Genomic DNA, 17840 nt, shown 5'->3' on the forward strand with positions numbered 1-17840 from the left:
CTCTTATGCTTTACCAGATATTTTAAATTTATCAGTATTTACAACACCAGAAGGCGCGACTGCATCTACCGATAGCAACGGTGCTCTGTTCGGTACGACGAAAACCTCCGTTCTATTTTTAACAAGATCTTTTTCGGTATCCTCTGCCTATACCGCTAATATCTTAAGAAGACTTCTCTATAAAAGAGAAAATAAAAACACCCCGAAGGATGTTAGCAATTATTATTTAACTTCTAAAAATAGATTAATTCTGCTTTTCTGTCGAGCCAAAGACTTCATCTACCTCTTTAGCAAAAACTTGGAAAATATAGTTTATCTCTTGTTCTTCCGAAGCAATATCTGTTGCTAAACCTTCAGGTGGTTTCCCTCCTTGAATAAACATTAAAATATTATGGTCATCGTCAACTGTTGAAAAATCACCTTTTTTCCAACGTTTTAATATATCTAGATATATTTCATACGGTGCATACTTATCAGACATTTTATGACGTTCATAGTTATCTTTGTTTTCTTCTACCATCTGTATTAAAATGTCGATTCTTTCTGGTGTAATCATAATAGAGCCTTCTTTCGATTCAGCGATAATCTTTTGGTGTGCCATCTCTTGAATCACTTCTTCTACTAGATTGCCAACGAAGGGTTCATCTCCACTTTTCCAATCATCAATTTTCTTGGAGAAAATAGGGTTTTCCCAACCTATACCGCTCACATCTACCGTCGATACAAATTTTTCTTTTGTATCTGCTTTTGAAGTGTTCTCTAATTCTTTCACATCTTGTTCCATCTCTCCTTTGTCATAGATCTTGTCTGAGATTAAAAGTGTACCACCTATACTCAATAACGCAGTTAAAATAACGATACCTAAAACATATGTCCACTTCATTAATTTCACCACCATAATTAACACTTTAATCCAAATTAGCATATATAATCCTTTTTGTAAACAAGGGTTTCATTTTCTCGTCTCCTAGTAATACACTTAAAAAAATCATATCGAACAAGTTTATAAGGCGTGGGTCGGTCGTGAGTCTGTTTTTCCCTAATATAGAGGATTTTATCCCAAGGGCAGAAACATTTACTGCACCGAGTTTAAACAAAACATCGTACATGTTTTACATTTGTTCTTTTTGTTACATCTGTTACTTTTATTCCACAATCGCGCACGATTTCAATCTGCCTTTTAATTAAAAAAGCACTTTCCTAATTCCAGGAGGTACTGCACCCCAAAAGTTAGAGTGAAAAACTAACTTTTGAGGTGATTTTTTATGACTAAATATAATGAAGAATTCAAATTGATGGTGGTTCAAGAATATTTAAGTGGCTCTCTAGGATATAGAGCGATAGCGAAGAAGTATGGTATAGGTGATTCTCCATTAAGGAGATGGGTCCGTGCTTTTAAAGAGTTTGGGCAAAGTGGCTTATCCGTTAAGAAAACGAAGCAGTTTTATTCTGTTCAATTTAAATTAGATGTATTAAACTTTATGAAACGAACAGGTGCTTCCTATCAAGATACTGCGATTCACTTTAACTTGAATGATCCAACTTTAGTTGCTAGTTGGTATCATCGTTTTTTAAAAGGAGGGATAGAGGGCCTGCAAAAAAAATTAAAGGGGCGCCCGTCTATGTCTAAGAAACAAAAATCAACAGCGAATAACCAAGAAAAAACAATGTCACGTGAGGAGCAGCTAGAACGCGAAAATGAACTGCTTCGTTTAGAGGTGGCGTATTTAAAAAAGTTGAAGGCTTTTCGAGAGAATCCAGATGCCTTCCTCGAAAAGCACAAGCTGCCATCGCCTTCGAACTTAAACAAGAAGGATTTCGATTAAAAGATATTTTAAAACAAGTGGATATTCCAGAAGCGACGTATCATTATCATATCAAACTGATGGGGCAAAAGGATCCAGACGTAGAGTGGAAAGTCTTGATTTTAGAGACTTTCGAAAAACATGAAGGTCGATATGGCTACCGGCGAATTCATGCGGAATTAAGAGTGCAAGGACATACAATAAATCATAAAAAGGTACAACGAATTATGAAAAACCTAGGGTTGAAATGTGTGAAATTCGTGCGTAAATCACGCTATAAATCATACAAAGGAACAGTTGGGAAAGTCGCTAAAAACCTTTTGAATCGTAGATTCAGAACGTCATATGCCCTTCAAAAATTGGTGACTGATGTAACTGAATTTAAATGTACAGATGATGAAAAATTATATTTAAGTCCGATCATGGATTTATATAATGGTGAGATTATTGGGTTAAGTATGTCAAAACGGCCGAGCCTAGATTTTGTGTTAGATTCACTTAAACAAGCGCTTCCAATTATTCAAAAGCGTGCTGAATATCGGACAACCATTCATTCCGATCAAGGATGGCACTATCAACACAATACATGGGTGAAAACATTGAGGCAGAACAGGATTTTTCAAAGCATGTCTCGTAAAGCAACGTGCGCAGACAATGCGGCCATGGAGAACTTCTTTAGCTTACTAAAACAGGAAATGTATTATGGAGAACAATTAATCTCTTATGAAGCATTACAAAAGAAAATAAAAGAGTATATCAATTATTATAATAATGTTCGTATTAAACAAAAACTGGCCGGCATGAGTCCGGTAAATTACCGAAAACATGCCAGCCAATTAGCTGCATAATAAAAACTCTAACTTTAAGGGGTCACTACCGGAGAGCGCTTAATTGCTAAATAAACTATATTAAATTTCTTTTTTAAAAGAAGTTAAGGAAAGGCGTTCTGTTATACTTATTTCCTCTGTTTTTGAAAATCCATTTTTCAAATAGAAAGTCACTGCTGGTGTATTCTTGGATCCAGTGGATACTATTATTGTTTCCAATCCTTCATTGTCGTTTTCAATAAAATCCAATAATATCTTGGCAATTCCTTTTTTGAAATGTTTAGGATGTACCATTAACCGATGTATATCGATTATACCATTCTCTACTTTTATAGAAATGACGCCGCATAATTCTTCTTTTACGTAATAACCAAAAAATGTCTCACCACATTGTTGTAACGTGTAAACTGTATCTTTCAATGGCGGTATATCATAAAAGTCTATTATTTCCGCTTCCACTTTATATGAAGGTATTTGAATGTTTAAAACTTCTTCAGCAAGTTTAAGATTAGTTATATCGATTTTTTTAATCAAATCTATCCCCCTTTAACTTTTCCTACTTTAATTCTAATAGCACCGGAGTTTAAGTAAAAGCCTTTTGGACCATCTAAATTTTAATATAAATTTAAAATCCTTTAAAAGTTTTATTCAACAATCTGGCCCGATTGTTGAACATATGTTATTAAAATGAAGTAGCTCATTGAATACTTCATCGTTTTACCCTAAAAATTGTCGTACTAGATATTCTCATATGGTTTCCAATTGCACGCATGCTATGCCATCTAGTAATCTATGAAGAACTTCAATCTCCCCCTGTCTCTATATACTAGTGGTATACGTGCTTGCACTTCTGCAATCTTTTGCTCATACTCTTTAGTTCGATAATTTAACAAATAGACACGATGTTGAACTTCATTAAACACCGGATCACTTATACCTCCATCTGCCTTTGGTAATGTTACATTAAAACCATACATTGCTGTTTTCGCCCCGCTGAAACTATTATCATCAACCTTCGCTACTGGCTTTTGTGCTTCTTCCATTGTCGCAACCATCCAAGGAAAATTCTTAATCCACTGCAGTAAAATCTTTTTCATTAAATTAATTTGCCCTTTTTGGCTCATCAGGTTAGCCAAGTAAGCTGTGGGATAATGCTTCGATAAGGTTTAAATAGCTTAATCCAATTCAAACCCTAGCGTGTGACGACGCTGCTGCTTTTTGTGTTACAATAGAATTAACAAAAATTAGGAGGTTTATTTATGCTTGGTATCACGTACATAGCCTTTACTTTCGCTATAGCAACGTCAGTCATCGTCTTACTTAATGACATGAAAATTAAGAAATTAGAGAAACGGATCGAAGTACTTGAAAGAAAAAAGGGATTTTAATATATAGTTGAATTATAGGGGGATGTTTTAATCATTCTATTTTCATTAATTACGCATATTGTTCAGTAAGCTTTTTTGCTTTCATGACATTAATACCGCTATACATTAGTTAACTAAATAGCGAATTTTTGTTACCATATTATAAATGCTATTATTTGGAGGTGTTTTTTTGACTGACAAGAATAGAACATTACTGAGCTCGATTAGTGGTTTAGCATTATGTTCAGTAGGAGCATATAAAATCTTTACACACAACTTAGAAGCTATGTCAATTCTAGTGGCATATATTTTCTTTATTGGCGGATTGATAGGCTGTGTTTTTAGTGTTGTAAAGTTGTTTAAGATTGAACAAACTTAGCGTTGCTTTATTGTAGCGCTATGCTTATTGGTATTGCCCAATTTCTTTCAAACTTTCAATATCTACTAAAATCTATATAAATAACGAAAGAATAGTTATTTGCCTCTGTAGCTGTAGAAGGGAAGAGCGCCGGAAAACATTGTAGCTGCCGGGTCGCAAGGCAAGGGTTTCAGAAGCACCGAAAAGCAAATGAGCTGAAGCAGGTGAAATTCCTAGCTGGTGAAAGTCCGTAGGGAAGCGTGTTCCCCCTAGCCTATGCTTACGAAAGGAGTGCGGGTTCGAATCCCGTCAGAGGCATCGATCTCCTATCCATACTATTGCTTTACAGAGTCTTTGAAGTCTCTATTCTTTGGTGTATCTTGTATAACCACTCCTTTTCTAGGGTCTGCTAATATGTCACCTAAGTGATATTTCAATTTTGAGTACTTGTTTGCCCTCCTACAAAATTTCCAAAATTCAGGATTGCATGTATCCGCATTAAAATTATTTAAGGATTGAGCCAGTTGTCATGTAATGCTGTACGATTCATCACGACATAGTTATTATTTTTAGCTACTCAGATAATCCCAATTTGTCCTCGCCCTCCTTTTTCGTGTTACAAAATGCCATTAGAATGGGGTATTTCAATTAGGAAATAAAAAAATTTCCCGGGTAAGCGCAAGAAATGACAAAAAAATAACTTATTGAATTAATGCGAATTTTGCTCTTCTTTTGCTAATAAACAGGCTTGTATTTAATATAATGAATATCTTATTTATCAATTTTGACAATCTAAATTTATGGTTTATCAAGGGTAAAACAAGTATTTTGCTATGACAACTTTATCAAGATACTTCGCCCCATTTTTTGTAGGACATCGTTGTCTTCACTCCATGGAATGACAAAATTAAAAAGGGCTAGAAAGCATGATTAGGATAAGTACCATAGCAAAACCCGCGTTTCATCACCACTTCTCATTATATTTATGCTCTTTAAAATGAATGTACTCTGTATTTTTGATTCTCGTCCAACTACTAATAGCATTCAAGATTATCATAAAGATTACAAATAAAACTGAACCTACGACGAAATGCCCTAAGAAAAAAGTTACAAAGGCCGCAACCAATAGTGCAATTATTATGGCGATTGCTAATATTTGTAATTTACTCTTCTTGTTTTCATTCATCGACCCAACCTCCCATTAAACATATTTCTGCACCTTTTAACATGTTAATATGGTTTATTTTACTACGTTCTAAAGTATTATACAAAAATATACTCATCACTAAAAATAGAGCCGTTTATGTATGTCTTGCCCCAGTATGTAAGTAACAAGGGAGGAAACACTTAGTGCCCCTCCCTCGCAGTATACAAAGTTACTTGAAAATCGTTTGGAACATTCTGAATATCTAGCTTACAATTATATTAGGCATTACATAAAAATAGATTAAACTACAGAATTCTCAATAACAATTCCTGAAGACACAAGATTTACTGTATTAGCAATCGAATCACCTACAGGGCAACGTGCTTCAATATATTTTTTAAATTCTTCTACCTTTTCCTCTGATGCATTCGTTTTGATATGAAAGGTATATCGGATTGATAAAAATCCTGGTCTTACATCGGACTTGCCTAAAAAGCCATCTGTATCAAGGTCTCCTTCTAATTCCACCCAGAAATCTTGAAGGTCTATATCAAACTTTTTCGCAAAAGTTCTTGCTACTATTGATTGACATGCCCCTAAAGATGAAAGCAAGAGTTCTACAGGATTTGGAGCTTGATCATCTCCACCTAATTCTTTTGGTTCATCTACAATAATTTTATGTCCTCTAACATGAGCTTCTACCAAAACCTTTTCTTTTAAAAATGTGTTTGCCTTAAATGTTGTTATTGCCATTTACAATCACTCCTCTTTAGAATTTGACTACTTTTTTTATAATTACTGAATAAGGTTTTTATACCTTATTAAGTTTATAAGAATACAACGTTATTTCTTTTATGCTACTTGTAACTTTTTCTTTAGTCAACTACTAATTGAAAATTTTTTAAATTCAAGGATAGCAATAGCAACAAATCTATCCAAACAATCACTTCATTAGATTAATCACTTATTCAACGTATTCGCTGCAAACTTGTATGGCTCGTATTACGTTTCATGGCAATTAGAAAAAAACTTCTTGTTCCCTATTGATTAATTTTTAACGTTATCAATTATTGTTAAGAAATACTTAGCTTGGGATTGTAAATGTTTTGATTTAACTGCTTTTTTAATTAAAAATAATATAACCAAAATATAAACAGCTTGCATAAAATAATAATAGGTTACTGGGAGCTGTTTAAATAAAATTTCTTTTGACATTTCTTTATAGATAAGTAAAAAAGCAAATAGTCCTACACCACTCAGGTTTAATATGGAAACTCTATCATATGTACATTCAATTTCTACTAATCTTGCCTTCAAAATTAACCAATCTTCTGTAGAAAGAGCTTGAATATTTTTTATATAACCTTTTATATTTGAATTTCTTGTCTCATATTTTAGGAGTCTTTTAAAAATAGTATAAAAACTATCTCCATTCCAATCTTTTCTTTTTAGGTGTTTACCTAAAAATTTTATTAACTCTTTATCTTTACAATTATAAATACATTTTATCAACTCCCTCTGATCTCTTGAATTAGTTCCTGTTTCTAAAAATTCACTATTCCCTCTAACCAATTTTTTACACCTCTTTTTTCACTATACCACATTTTTTCACCTTTACACACATTCTATTAAGGTGCGAAAATGTGTTAATAGTACCTACACTATCTGTTTTTAATGCAATAACTTTTCACCTTACCCGCCTTTGTTTCCTTATAAAAGAAAAACACCTCCTATGAGATGTTTCATCAATTTTTTATAAATCTATATTACTGCTCTAAAACCTCTTGGATAGATTGGTCTAAAATATCCATTGCCAGCTCTAATTCTTGTTCCTTAATAATCAGTGGTGGCGTGAGCGTAAGCACATTTCCTTGTGATACTTTAAAACTTAATCCCTTCTCCATACATTTATACATTACTTGTTCTGCTTCGACTATAGCTTTTTCTTTCGAATGGCGGTCCAATACTAGTTCTACGCCATATAATAGACCGATTCCTCGTACATCACCTATAATTTCATACTGCTCTTGCATCTTTTCAAGTCGCATTCTCATATACTCTCCTAATTGATTAGCCTTTTCTATTAATTTAAAATCCTCAATATAATGAAGAGTAGCCAATGCTGCTGCACAGCCTAGGGAACTTTTTTCATGTGTATAATGACCAAGTGCAATATCTTGGGCAACATCAAGTTCTCCTTTTACGAGCATCGCCGCCATTGGAAACACGCCTCCACCCAATCCTTTTCCCAATAAAACAATATCTGGAATAACTCCAAAGTTTTCAAAAGTGAACATTTTTCCTGTTCGTCCTAAAGCAGTTGGAATTTCATCAAAAATCATTAATATATTATTGCTATCACAAATATTGCGTAAACGTTGATAGTACTCTTTTGGTGGGATATGCACGTCTGTACAACGAACAGGCTCTAAAATAATGGCACCGATTTCATTTTCTCTTTCTAGTATATACTCTAGATAATCAAGGGATTTAAACCTACCATTGTCATCCTCAAACAAACCGCGATATGAATTGTAAGGCGCTATATGTAGACTTCCTGGCATTAATGGGCCCATACCGTTACGGAAAAGCGCTTCTCCTCCAACTGAAATTGCGTCTAAAGAGGCGCCGTGGAACGAATCCCACATCGATATCGTTTTAAATTTACCAGTTGCCTTTCGAACAAGCTTTAAAGCCATACCAACAGCTGAAGTTCCTCCAGGAGCCAAAAGTACCTTATTTAAAGGTTCTGGTGCAATAGCAACTAATTTTTTTGCTAACTGGATTGCAACTTTATTTGTATAACGTCTTGGAGAGAATGGAAGTGTATCCAACTGCTCTTTTACGGCACGAATCACATACTCATTCCCATATCCTATTTGATGAACATTATTCCCATGAAAATCCATATACTTCCTTCCATCTATATCCTCTATGTAAATGCCATAGCTTTTTTCTATAATATTTAAACAAGGAGTAGAAAGAGACTGATGTAAATAATACTTGGCGTCATCGTTTATAAACTCAAACGATTCTTTACTTAAATGATTTTCTTGCCAGACGGAACGAGTTTTTGTTAAATTAATATCCCCCTCTGTTCTTAAAACTTCAATGTTTTTATCCATGATTTTATCTCCTCTCATAAAACGTAATTACTTCCTTCACCTAAACAAACTAACATATGCTTTTTAATTAGATATTAATATCCTGTAAATCTTTTCACTTAATGATTTTGTTACATAGTTGTAGTGAAGCAATCATTATATCTAAGCTCATAGAACACCGAAGAACCAAAGGAGATTTTAACAAAAAAAGACATACCAATAAGGCATGTCTTTTTGTGAATTTTCTATTCTGTATCCCTTGCAGCCAATTATTTACCTATATATAAAACTTTGAATTGACACATATACTAAAAATAAAGATACACCTATTAAGAACCAAGCGTAAGCTTTTCTCTCACTTTGATATGCATTAATGCCTAAAGTTAACATCGATAAACTTAAGAAGAATATCGTTACGAAATTAAATTGATAATCACGTGTGATAAGTCCATAAGTTGATAGCGCGATTACAATGATTCCAAAAACAATTGGTAGAATTTTCAGCATATCCTTTCACTCCTCTTTAAATTACATCTTTAATTATCTATAAGATACTATAGAGATAATTCTAAATTTAACATTATATAATTCTTAAGATAAGTAATGCTTTTAACCAATCGCTATTAAGTGCTTGTCAGAAGCATCTTCTTTACTTATTGACCTCCATAGATGTGAGTAGAACCATTCTACTTCTCTTTGAGTATCTCCATAGGCATAATTGATGCAATGAAATGTTTTGGTATTTCGATTAAAAGCAATTTCACCATCCAACTTGTCGCTCTCACGACTATATCGGTATACAATTTGCTTTTCATCCTCAATTATTTTGTTAAGTTTCCACCACATGTTAGCCCCTCCTACTAAAAATGACTATCTTAACTAAAGACTTCCGCTTCTATCTACATCATATTTATAATAAGTGAATCAATATTGTACAAAAGCACTACCTTTTATAAGCGCAATGTATAGATTTCCCCCAAAATTCTTTAACATAAATTTCACCATTGTTATACTTTCTCTAAATAATGCTTGATTATCTATTCCGCTTTGTGTTGATGCAAACGTCGACGTTTTTTGTGCTACAATTTATAGAAAATACATAATGAGGTTAACAATATGGCATTTATCAGGAAATATATCTATCTCTTCTACTTTTTATCACTGTTTTTAATTTTATTGATTCGTGATTATTTGAAATACGGTAATTGGAACTTGCTTAGCAACTTTTTCTTTTCTCTATGGACCGTCCTTATTTTTGCTTTCATAAATTGGGCATGGACTAGTAAAAAATATAAAAAGCAATAGCATTTATCTCTATCTGTATCATAACGACGCAGCAGCTTTTTTAAAGAAATTGACATCATTTGTAACAGAGTAATAGATTTGTAAACACCATTTTAGCAAATCTTTTTAACTTGTTTAGCTTCCGATGAAATTATCACAGTATCAACAATTATTTTCTTTTGGATTAACTATTGCAACACCGATGGACTCCTAAGTCTGTTTAAATCATAGTTGTGCGTTATAAACCTATGATATGCCTCAAATTCCTTTTAGTGCAAAATAAAAAGCACTTTTTTAAGTGCTTTTACTCCTTGAAATTTTAAAATTAATTTTGCTCATTTAAATCATCTGGTTTTACGGATATACTGTTGTATTAATTACTTCACCATTTGATTCATTTTTATAAGTAACGGTTACTTGATTTTTTTCTAGATCTACTCCATTAAACAGTTGATAGAACATACCCATCAGAACAAGTTCAGCTGTAGCGTCGACGTCTAGGGTGTTTTCTAATTCTTCTGGGTTAACTAAAAGTGTTAACTCAGAATATGTATTATTGTAACTTATATCCTTAATAGAAGTAATCTCTTCATCTGTTTTAATCTCTTCTATGAACACGATAATCTCTTCTTCCATATCGTTCAAGATTTCTTTGTGCTGTGATTCAGACATTCTAAACGTTAAAGAACCATCATCGTTCTTAATTACTTCTTGAATACCTTCGTCTTTGGCATCAGCAATCACTGTATCTATATCTTCACCTTCAAAAAAATCAGCCGGTAACGTTACCTCAACATTTAATAGCTCTTTATCGACCTTAAGTGGTTTGCTCACAGAAGTCTTTTCAGTTGTATCTGCAGCAACCTCCTTTTTGTCTCCACTCTCCTTTTCTGAATCCGCACTACATCCCGCAAAAATAATTCCAAATAACAATAATAATGGTAATACTAATATCTTTTTCATAATTAATTCCTCCTCGTAATAAATATACATAATTTGGAGTTAATTTACTAGTTATTTTTAGATAAACGTTATTAAAACTAGATTAGGGCTTTGCCTCCTTCTCTTCCCTTATACGAAAATAGACAGTAGGTTTCAGTCTATCTATCATGTAACTCGACTACTAAAGCATTATAAATACTTCATTAAGTCTAGATTATGCGTGGGTTTTCAATCATGAGGGAATTTTTATATTGACTGGTTTTTCACTGGAAATATGGCTTTAAGTGCATCAACTATATATGTAGCAGAGAAGAATAATGATGTTGCAATAACAATTTAGGAAAGTACAATGCGTTTAGATTTGTTAAACGAAGAGGTGAAAATTGAAAATGCTGATGTTGGAAATATAATTGTTACAAAAGGTGATTATATAGAGACATTGTCAACGCATGCAATAGATAGTCATGATAATAGCGTATTTAATTTATAAATCCGTTACTAGTGGACTGATTATAAAATTACATAGCAGGGAACAATCGGCTCAAACGACTAGACTGGCTGGCTCGTTCAACTATGGACATATACATTAGGAGTTCTTGGTGCAATAACTAGCTTAGGGTTAGGTGCTGGCGGAGGAGCTATTTGTAGGTACAGCGGGTGTAGCTATGTCAGGCGCGCTGTCCTCTTGTTTTGATTAGTATATGGGGGAATTGCGAGCTGGATTTAGCTCAATGTTTTAATGGGCCAATGATATTGGCTTATTATGTCTGTTATTGGTAATGTGAATTTTTTAACACTAGAAACAAATTGATATTGAGCTTTCTTGAATCCTTTAAATTCTGTTTAATTTTTAACATAGTGTTTGGCATTACTTATCAGCTTAAAACTAAAATAAATACTATAAAAGTTTTCAGTATAACTTTTATAGAGGATGAGATTACTCTCAATTTGTCGCCAAACTCGGGTTCTGTAGAGGTTTTTGGGCAGTGATTAGCTGAAACCTAATGATCTTGGACTTTTACTTCATTCAGATGAAAGGTATTGTCCCCCTCCCTTATAACGATTAATTCCTCTTCTAATAAAAATTCTTTGAATAATTCATTCGCATGCTCAAAAGTTAAATCACAAATATTGTATTCTCTCACCATATACCCAAAATATTGATCAAATAAAGCATACGTTTTTTTTAGGGATACATTATAAGATTCATTATGGAAAAATAAGCACCATGTCCCGCCACTTTTTTGTTTTAAAAAAATACCTTCAAATTCACCATTAGTATCATAAAATCCAACATGTAGATGGATATCTTCTTCAAAATTCATAGATAATGCTCCTTCCTATAATAACTTTCCTTTGTAAGGCAACTTATCCTCCCTTCCAGTAAGAACTGGAAGGAATACTGCTGACTTTAAATCCTTTAGTACGCTCTATGCTTTCGACATACTATAAAATAAGAAAATATTTGATTATGATATTATAGTATAGTAGTTTTGTTATAAACAAGGGGAGAATACAATGATACATATAAAAGGAAATAAAGTTACATTACGAACAGCTACTCCTTCCGATATTGAAAATATCTATTTTTGGAAGTATGTTGATGAGAAACAAGAAGCAAAGAAATGGAACGGTCCATATATTCCAGAAAAACATAAGTCTAAAGCTGCGTTTTTAAAGGAATGGACAAAAGATGAACAATTATTTGAAGATGTTCCAAGTTCATTAATCATAGCAGTAGACGAACAGTTTATTGGTGTTGTCGGTGCTTATTGGGTAGATAAAAATACTAACTGGCTTGAAACAGGGATTGTCACATATGATACAGCTTATTGGAATGGTGGTTATGGTTCAGAAGCTTATCGCTTATGGATTGACTATCTTTTTGAAAATACACCCCTTCATCGATTAGGGATGTCTACTTGGTCTGGTAATGAAAGAATGATACGAGTAGCCGAGAAATTAGGGATGCAATTAGAGGCAAGAATTAGAGATGCACGAATTGTTGATGGAAAATACTATGATGCTATAAAAATGGGGATTTTACGAAGCGAGTGGGAACGACAAGAAACGAATTAGTATCTATGATGCGCTGAAGAGATTAGACGCTATCATCAACTTTATAGTATAGTTAACATATATTACATAAAGAGGTGCATTTATGGAGAATAGTAAATAGATTTGTAAAGCTTGTGGTGGTGATTCCTTTGTAAGCGGTCAAGTTGGTAGTGAAACAAGCCAAGGTAATGTTAGAGCTATTGGATCTGTATTTTCTGTTGGTTCGCCATACATTTTTAACTTTTGTAAAGATTGAGGTAAACTAGCTTCCATCAAGGTTACAAAGCCACAAAAGTTTACATAGCCTCTTTTAAGGTTGTAAAGCCTGTAATTTTAAAGTTACACTGATGCACAATGGTGTTTCAATTGACAAAATTCGGAAAGCACTTATATATCACTTTCATTATGACCGTTTTTTTACTATCATGAATTTGGTATTATTTCAAAAATAATCATTGGGCTTTGCTTGAAAACTTTCTTTTTTCCTTATGGATAGCTGTTTTTTTATTTATGGCAGCAATACTACTTAGAAAACAAAAGTGAAAGAGAAATAACATAGACTAGAATAAAAACCTTGAAGGGACTGAACTATGCGCAGATGGCAATATTTTTTATCTAACTGATTAAAAATATTGGAGGTATAAGCATTGATAAAAGAACTACACACTCAAAGATTACATTTAAGAAGAATGGCTGTATCAGACTCACCTCGCTTGTTTAAACTTTGGTCTGATCCAGATGTAACGAAATACATGAATATCACTACCTTTACGCATGAAACGCAAGCAACAGAGATGATTGAACTTCTAGAAGAATTAGCTCATGCTGGTGAAGCGATACGGTTTAGCATGATTGAAAGGAACTCCAACGAAATAATAGGAACATGTGGATTCAATTCAATAGACTTAGATAATGCAAAAGTAGAAATTGGTTATGATATCGCGAAAGCCTATTGGGGCATGGGGTATGCTCTTGAAGGTATAAAGGCACTTATTGAATATGCTTTCGAAACTTTAAAAATCAATAGGATTGAAGCAAAGGTAGAACCTGCAAATGTAAATTCTATAAAAGTGTTACAAAAGCTTCATTTTACATTCGAAGGAAAGTTAAGACAATACGAAAATTCAAAAGGGAATTTTATAGATATTAATATTTATTCTCTCCTAAAAACAGATTAATTTTTGAATTTGGCCTATATCATTTTTTGGTATAGGCTTTTTTGTTTGTCATATAAGGAGTATCATTGCCTACTAAGTAATTTGGCTGTTTTTAAGTCCTGCCCATTATCAAATAGTGACTTTTCACAATGGATTGCTACTTTCTCTAAGACCTATGCAAATAAATATTACTAGCCAGTTTTCTAACACGGATAGGGTTGTTAGCAATGTTCATTCTGATAAAATAATCTGGATTGTCTTTTGAGATAATTACGCGGCCAAGCTCATCCTCATAAATGTTCCATCCAAATAATAAGAACGTTATATTCACATGGATTATATTAGACTTAATATATAAATAGCCAATTATCATAAACAAAATCCCATTTGTAATCAAAGTACTTACTTCTTTAACATTGATGGCTAGTAAAGGAACGATATATGTCACTAAGTAACTTAAAATCTCTTCATTTTTTCTTGCTACGCGCTCACTAACAATCGTGCTGTTTAATTCACATTTCCTAATATACCAAATCGGTAAAAAGGAAAGGGAAAATAATACGACCAAGATAATAGTAACGGTAAACGTTACTTGATCTTCAATAAATGACTGCCAATCAATATTTTCATAAGGGAATATGGAAAGAGCAACAATGACATATAATGGAGAGTATGACGATATAAACAGAAACAATTTAAAAAGATTTGTCATTTTTCCTCCACCCTTTCTTAATAAATTACCTTAAATCATCTCTGCCTCTTTCACCTGTAAGAACAGTTTTATAATAAGCATCATTCAGTAACTTGACGATATCATTTAATTGTTTTTTATCTGTATATTTTATTTTTGACTTTTCTTCGTTTAATTCTATATTTAAGTCAAATTCTTTAATAATTTCTTCTATTTTATCAAAATTTTCAACGAACCTTGTCATTCTCTCAGGCTTTGTCATTAATCGCGAAACTCTTTTAACTATATTACCATCTTCAATGCTATCATTTTTAAATTGTTCAAAGCCTTCTAATTTATTCGTTTCTTCAAAAGCACATAAGACCGAATTCGTATTGTGCACATATTTTGTTTTCAAATCGAAAATTCGTTGCACTGAAACATTATTTACCACTAGTATTTCGTTGTCATAAATAAGTAAATCGAACCCTGGTTCAATGCCAATAAATGAATCTGAGACTTTTCTAAAAGTAGTATCCGCAATGATTCCCCAAAGCCCTTTAGAAAACTTCTTAAATTGCGGAATGCGATTTAGGAAATAAGCATACTTCCCTGCTTCTATTTCAATTTTTATACAGTATAAATCTTTTTGCACATCTTCATTCAATGATTCACCCGGTTCCTGTAAACTTTTGAATAAATGATCATAAGTTATTCCTATATAGGATGACTTACAATACTCCACTACGCCATTCGGTCGACCATTTTCATTAAATTCTAGTTGCTCTTTTCCAACAAGCTTATCAATAGTTGGCTGGATAATATTGATTATCTCTTTTTGTAAAGAATGGCTTATTGATGGTTGAAATGAAAAATAATCTAACATATCATGCGTCTTAATCTTTTCAATTAAAAACAAACTTACTTCAAATGTACCACTCAATAAGCGTTCTGAAATTTTGCTGTTTATGAGCTCGATATTCAATAATACTCCCCCTTCACTCTTTGATAATATGAATAAAATCATACAATATTTGTTTTTTTCCAGTAAATCAACATACATCCATAATGGCTGTCGTAACGTAATTATTTAATTTTGAGCAAGTTACATAAAAATTAATAACAATGCTCTTTTTCTTTAAAACATTCATGCAAATTTATATTTTCAATTTCATAAAATTTTGGTGTTTTACGAATGGTATATTTGCCAATGACGATTTCTTCATCAACCATAAGTTTTGTTAATGCCTCATAAATAGGATCAATTGAAAAGCCAATGATTTCATAAATATTCACATTTCCCATATTTATCCCCCTTTATTTCACTATGCTAACGTCTGAAAAAATATGATTCATTTAAGAGTTAAATTTTATTTGCGTAAAGAAACATTAAAACTGTTCACAAAATTTAAAACATTATTTGAATAAAAGTACTTAATATGAAAGCGTGTCTTTTCAGATGTAGGAAAACATACAAGGAAGATGGTTACGTGTACATATAGTAGCAATATATGAAAGAAAGGAGGACTAACGTGGAAAAACAACCAAATTATTTTATAAAGTTTAAGATTAAATCAAATCCTAATTGTTGTTGTCATTGTTGCTGTTTTTGTTGTAATTGTAAATGTAAACCGCCATTTCCTTCCCCACCAAATTGCAACTATCTAGTGTATGTTACGGATGCTGGTCAAATAGAAACGCCCGACAATAGAGTTTCAGTAATTAATACATCTACAAATACTATCGTCGCTTCCATTCCGGTGGGAACCGCTCCTTTAGAAGTAGCAATCACCCCAGATGGCGCATTCGGTTATGTGCCTGCATACTTTTCGAATAATGTAACAGTATTTAGTACGGCAACGAATATGGCAGTGGCCACCATCCCAGTTGGAATCAATCCTCTAGGTGTTGCCATTTCACCAAATGGAACATTGGCTTATGTTCAACCAAGGCTCTAATACGGTGTCTGTCATAAATACAACTTTAAATACGGTAACTGCAACTATTCCGGTAGGTCTTGCACCACAGGGAATAGCTTTTACACCCAATGGTGCATTTGCCTATGTTGCAGATGAAAATTCAAATGCAATATCAGTTATTGATACGCTAACGAATATAGTTGTAGCAACAATCCCTGTAGGAGCTCGCCCAAGATCCATCGTTTTTACACCGAATGGACAATTTGCTTATGTCACAAATGAAGCGAGCAATACAGTATCCGTTATTAATGCAAATATGAATACAGTAATTGCTACAATTCCTGTTGGTAATGGACCTGTTGGAACAGCTATTACACCCGATGGATCATTTGTTTACATTGTAAATAAAGGTAGTAATACAGTATCTGTTATAGATACGTCTACAAATTTAGTCATTGCAACAATTCCTGTAGGCATCTCCCCTGACCAAGTAACCATCCTACCGAATGGAACGTTTGCATATGTCACAAATCAACTAGATAATACGGTGTCTGTTATTAATATCGCAACAAATATAGTAGTTGATACAATTCCTGGATTTAATGGACCGACTGGTATAAAAACAGGAACAATTTGTATATAAAATAAATTGGATTATTTAAAAAAACCAGAATTAATCTACATATTGTAGCATCTATTCTGGTTTTTTAATGATTATTGATCGATCCATTACTAAATTTACTCTAAATATTCTTGGGCTAGTTGCTGATTTTTATAAATCCCCATACCTGTCTTCAATTTTTTAAATCCCATTTTTTCATAAAAAGGAACATTACCAGTTGTTGCAATTAACTGAATGCATGAAACATTTTCTAACTGCTGCTTCATATCTTCCAAAAGCAACCTTGCAATTCCTTGGCCTTGAAACTTTTTATGGACAACTACATCATAAATAGCTGCATTAAATACCCCATCTGAAAGCGCTCTAACAAAACCTACAATTTTGCCATCCACCAATGCAACTACAACATGAGTACTTGCATTAAAAACCTTCTCGATGATAAGTTCGTTATGTTTATGCCATCCAACAGATTGATAAACTTCTTTTAGCATCCTAATATCTTTCTCTTCTATATCGTATTTAAGCAATACCACCTTATCCCCCACCCTTTCTTTAATTTTCAAATAATTCAAATATCTAT

General features: G+C 33.0%; 20 protein-coding genes and 2 pseudogenes. 7 read left to right on the plus strand and 15 right to left on the minus strand.

Annotated features, from left to right (window positions below; genetic code table 11):
- Window positions 1–244: 244 nt before the first annotated feature.
- Window positions 245–925 carry a DUF6241 domain-containing protein gene (locus I5435_RS12650; RefSeq protein WP_337982388.1) on the minus strand — a complete coding sequence of 227 codons (681 nt, stop codon included), beginning with the start codon at window positions 923–925 and terminating at the stop codon, window positions 245–247.
- 340 nt (window positions 926–1265) lie between these two features.
- Between I5435_RS12650 and I5435_RS12655 the strand changes: the two genes are divergently transcribed.
- Both I5435_RS12655 and I5435_RS12660 read left to right on the plus strand, forming a co-directional pair.
- On the plus strand, window positions 1266–1826 hold the full coding sequence (locus I5435_RS12655; protein WP_025220230.1) for a helix-turn-helix domain-containing protein: 561 nt from the start codon (window positions 1266–1268) through the stop codon (window positions 1824–1826).
- Window positions 1787–2653, plus strand: a pseudogene (locus tag I5435_RS12660) (IS3 family transposase); the annotation flags it as partial. The gene I5435_RS12655 and the pseudogene I5435_RS12660, both read left to right, overlap by 40 nt.
- Window positions 2654–2713: 60 nt before the next feature.
- Here I5435_RS12660 and I5435_RS12665 read toward each other — a convergent pair.
- Both I5435_RS12665 and I5435_RS12670 read right to left on the minus strand, forming a co-directional pair.
- The gene (locus I5435_RS12665) at window positions 2714–3166 is read right to left on the minus strand and encodes a GNAT family N-acetyltransferase (protein WP_108030150.1); all 453 of its coding nucleotides are present in this window, start codon (window positions 3164–3166) and stop codon (window positions 2714–2716) included.
- Window positions 3167–3414: 248 nt separating this feature from the next.
- Window positions 3415–3729, minus strand: coding sequence for a hypothetical protein (locus I5435_RS12670; protein ID WP_337982389.1), 315 nt, complete (start codon window positions 3727–3729; stop codon window positions 3415–3417).
- Between the two features lie 162 nt (window positions 3730–3891).
- Between I5435_RS12670 and I5435_RS12675 the strand changes: the two genes are divergently transcribed.
- Both I5435_RS12675 and I5435_RS12680 read left to right on the plus strand, forming a co-directional pair.
- The gene (locus I5435_RS12675; protein ID WP_255313819.1) at window positions 3892–4020 is read left to right on the plus strand and encodes a hypothetical protein; all 129 of its coding nucleotides are present in this window, start codon (window positions 3892–3894) and stop codon (window positions 4018–4020) included.
- 169 nt (window positions 4021–4189) lie between these two features.
- Complete coding sequence (locus I5435_RS12680) at window positions 4190–4378, plus strand: hypothetical protein (RefSeq protein WP_337982390.1); 189 nt, start codon at window positions 4190–4192, stop codon at window positions 4376–4378.
- A 943-nt stretch (window positions 4379–5321) separates the two neighbouring features.
- On the opposite strand, the gene I5435_RS12685 is transcribed toward I5435_RS12680, so the two are convergent.
- The 8 genes from I5435_RS12685 to I5435_RS12720 all read right to left on the minus strand — a co-directional run bounded on the left by I5435_RS12685 (window position 5322) and on the right by I5435_RS12720 (window position 12159).
- Window positions 5322–5543 (minus strand): hypothetical protein, encoded by a 222-nt coding sequence (locus I5435_RS12685; protein WP_337982391.1) that lies wholly within the window; start codon window positions 5541–5543, stop codon window positions 5322–5324.
- Window positions 5544–5804: 261 nt separating this feature from the next.
- A complete protein-coding gene (locus I5435_RS12690; protein ID WP_337982392.1) occupies window positions 5805–6257 on the minus strand; it encodes an OsmC family protein in 453 nt (150 codons plus the stop codon).
- Between the two features lie 294 nt (window positions 6258–6551).
- Window positions 6552–7076 carry a hypothetical protein gene (locus I5435_RS12695; protein ID WP_337982393.1) on the minus strand — a complete coding sequence of 175 codons (525 nt, stop codon included), beginning with the start codon at window positions 7074–7076 and terminating at the stop codon, window positions 6552–6554.
- 194 nt (window positions 7077–7270) lie between these two features.
- A complete protein-coding gene (gene pbfA / locus I5435_RS12700) occupies window positions 7271–8629 on the minus strand; it encodes a (R)-1-hydroxy-2-aminoethylphosphonate ammonia-lyase (protein ID WP_258842918.1) in 1359 nt (452 codons plus the stop codon).
- A gap of 252 nt (window positions 8630–8881) precedes the next feature.
- A complete protein-coding gene (locus tag I5435_RS12705; protein ID WP_337982394.1) occupies window positions 8882–9115 on the minus strand; it encodes a DUF3953 domain-containing protein in 234 nt (77 codons plus the stop codon).
- A gap of 102 nt (window positions 9116–9217) precedes the next feature.
- Window positions 9218–9454 carry a hypothetical protein gene (locus tag I5435_RS12710; protein WP_337982395.1) on the minus strand — a complete coding sequence of 79 codons (237 nt, stop codon included), beginning with the start codon at window positions 9452–9454 and terminating at the stop codon, window positions 9218–9220.
- A gap of 792 nt (window positions 9455–10246) precedes the next feature.
- A complete protein-coding gene (locus I5435_RS12715; RefSeq protein ID WP_337982396.1) occupies window positions 10247–10855 on the minus strand; it encodes a hypothetical protein in 609 nt (202 codons plus the stop codon).
- Between the two features lie 980 nt (window positions 10856–11835).
- Window positions 11836–12159 (minus strand): DUF3986 family protein, encoded by a 324-nt coding sequence (locus tag I5435_RS12720; RefSeq protein ID WP_108030146.1) that lies wholly within the window; start codon window positions 12157–12159, stop codon window positions 11836–11838.
- A gap of 193 nt (window positions 12160–12352) precedes the next feature.
- Between I5435_RS12720 and I5435_RS12725 the strand changes: the two genes are divergently transcribed.
- Together I5435_RS12725 and I5435_RS12730 are read left to right on the plus strand one after the other, a co-directional pair.
- Window positions 12353–12913 (plus strand): GNAT family N-acetyltransferase, encoded by a 561-nt coding sequence (locus tag I5435_RS12725; protein ID WP_108030145.1) that lies wholly within the window; start codon window positions 12353–12355, stop codon window positions 12911–12913.
- A 626-nt stretch (window positions 12914–13539) separates the two neighbouring features.
- Window positions 13540–14070 carry a GNAT family N-acetyltransferase gene (locus tag I5435_RS12730; protein ID WP_337982397.1) on the plus strand — a complete coding sequence of 177 codons (531 nt, stop codon included), beginning with the start codon at window positions 13540–13542 and terminating at the stop codon, window positions 14068–14070.
- Window positions 14071–14215: 145 nt separating this feature from the next.
- On the opposite strand, the gene I5435_RS12735 is transcribed toward I5435_RS12730, so the two are convergent.
- The 3 genes from I5435_RS12735 to I5435_RS12745 form a co-directional block, all read right to left on the minus strand.
- A complete protein-coding gene (locus I5435_RS12735) occupies window positions 14216–14761 on the minus strand; it encodes a hypothetical protein (protein ID WP_024364901.1) in 546 nt (181 codons plus the stop codon).
- A gap of 25 nt (window positions 14762–14786) precedes the next feature.
- On the minus strand, window positions 14787–15704 hold the full coding sequence (locus tag I5435_RS12740) for a DUF4868 domain-containing protein (protein WP_025219775.1): 918 nt from the start codon (window positions 15702–15704) through the stop codon (window positions 14787–14789).
- Window positions 15705–15835: 131 nt separating this feature from the next.
- A complete protein-coding gene (locus I5435_RS12745) occupies window positions 15836–16024 on the minus strand; it encodes a hypothetical protein (protein WP_337982398.1) in 189 nt (62 codons plus the stop codon).
- 326 nt (window positions 16025–16350) lie between these two features.
- Between I5435_RS12745 and I5435_RS12750 the strand changes: the two are divergent.
- Window positions 16351–17281 (plus strand): annotated as a pseudogene (locus I5435_RS12750) (beta-propeller fold lactonase family protein); the annotation flags it as partial.
- 95 nt (window positions 17282–17376) lie between these two features.
- Here I5435_RS12750 and I5435_RS12755 read toward each other — a convergent pair.
- A complete protein-coding gene (locus tag I5435_RS12755; RefSeq protein ID WP_231786325.1) occupies window positions 17377–17751 on the minus strand; it encodes a GNAT family N-acetyltransferase in 375 nt (124 codons plus the stop codon).
- Between the last annotated feature and the right edge of the window lie 89 nt (window positions 17752–17840).

Source organism: Lysinibacillus sp. C5.1 (assembly GCF_016350185.1).
Taxonomy (GTDB): domain Bacteria; phylum Bacillota; class Bacilli; order Bacillales_A; family Planococcaceae; genus Lysinibacillus; species Lysinibacillus sphaericus.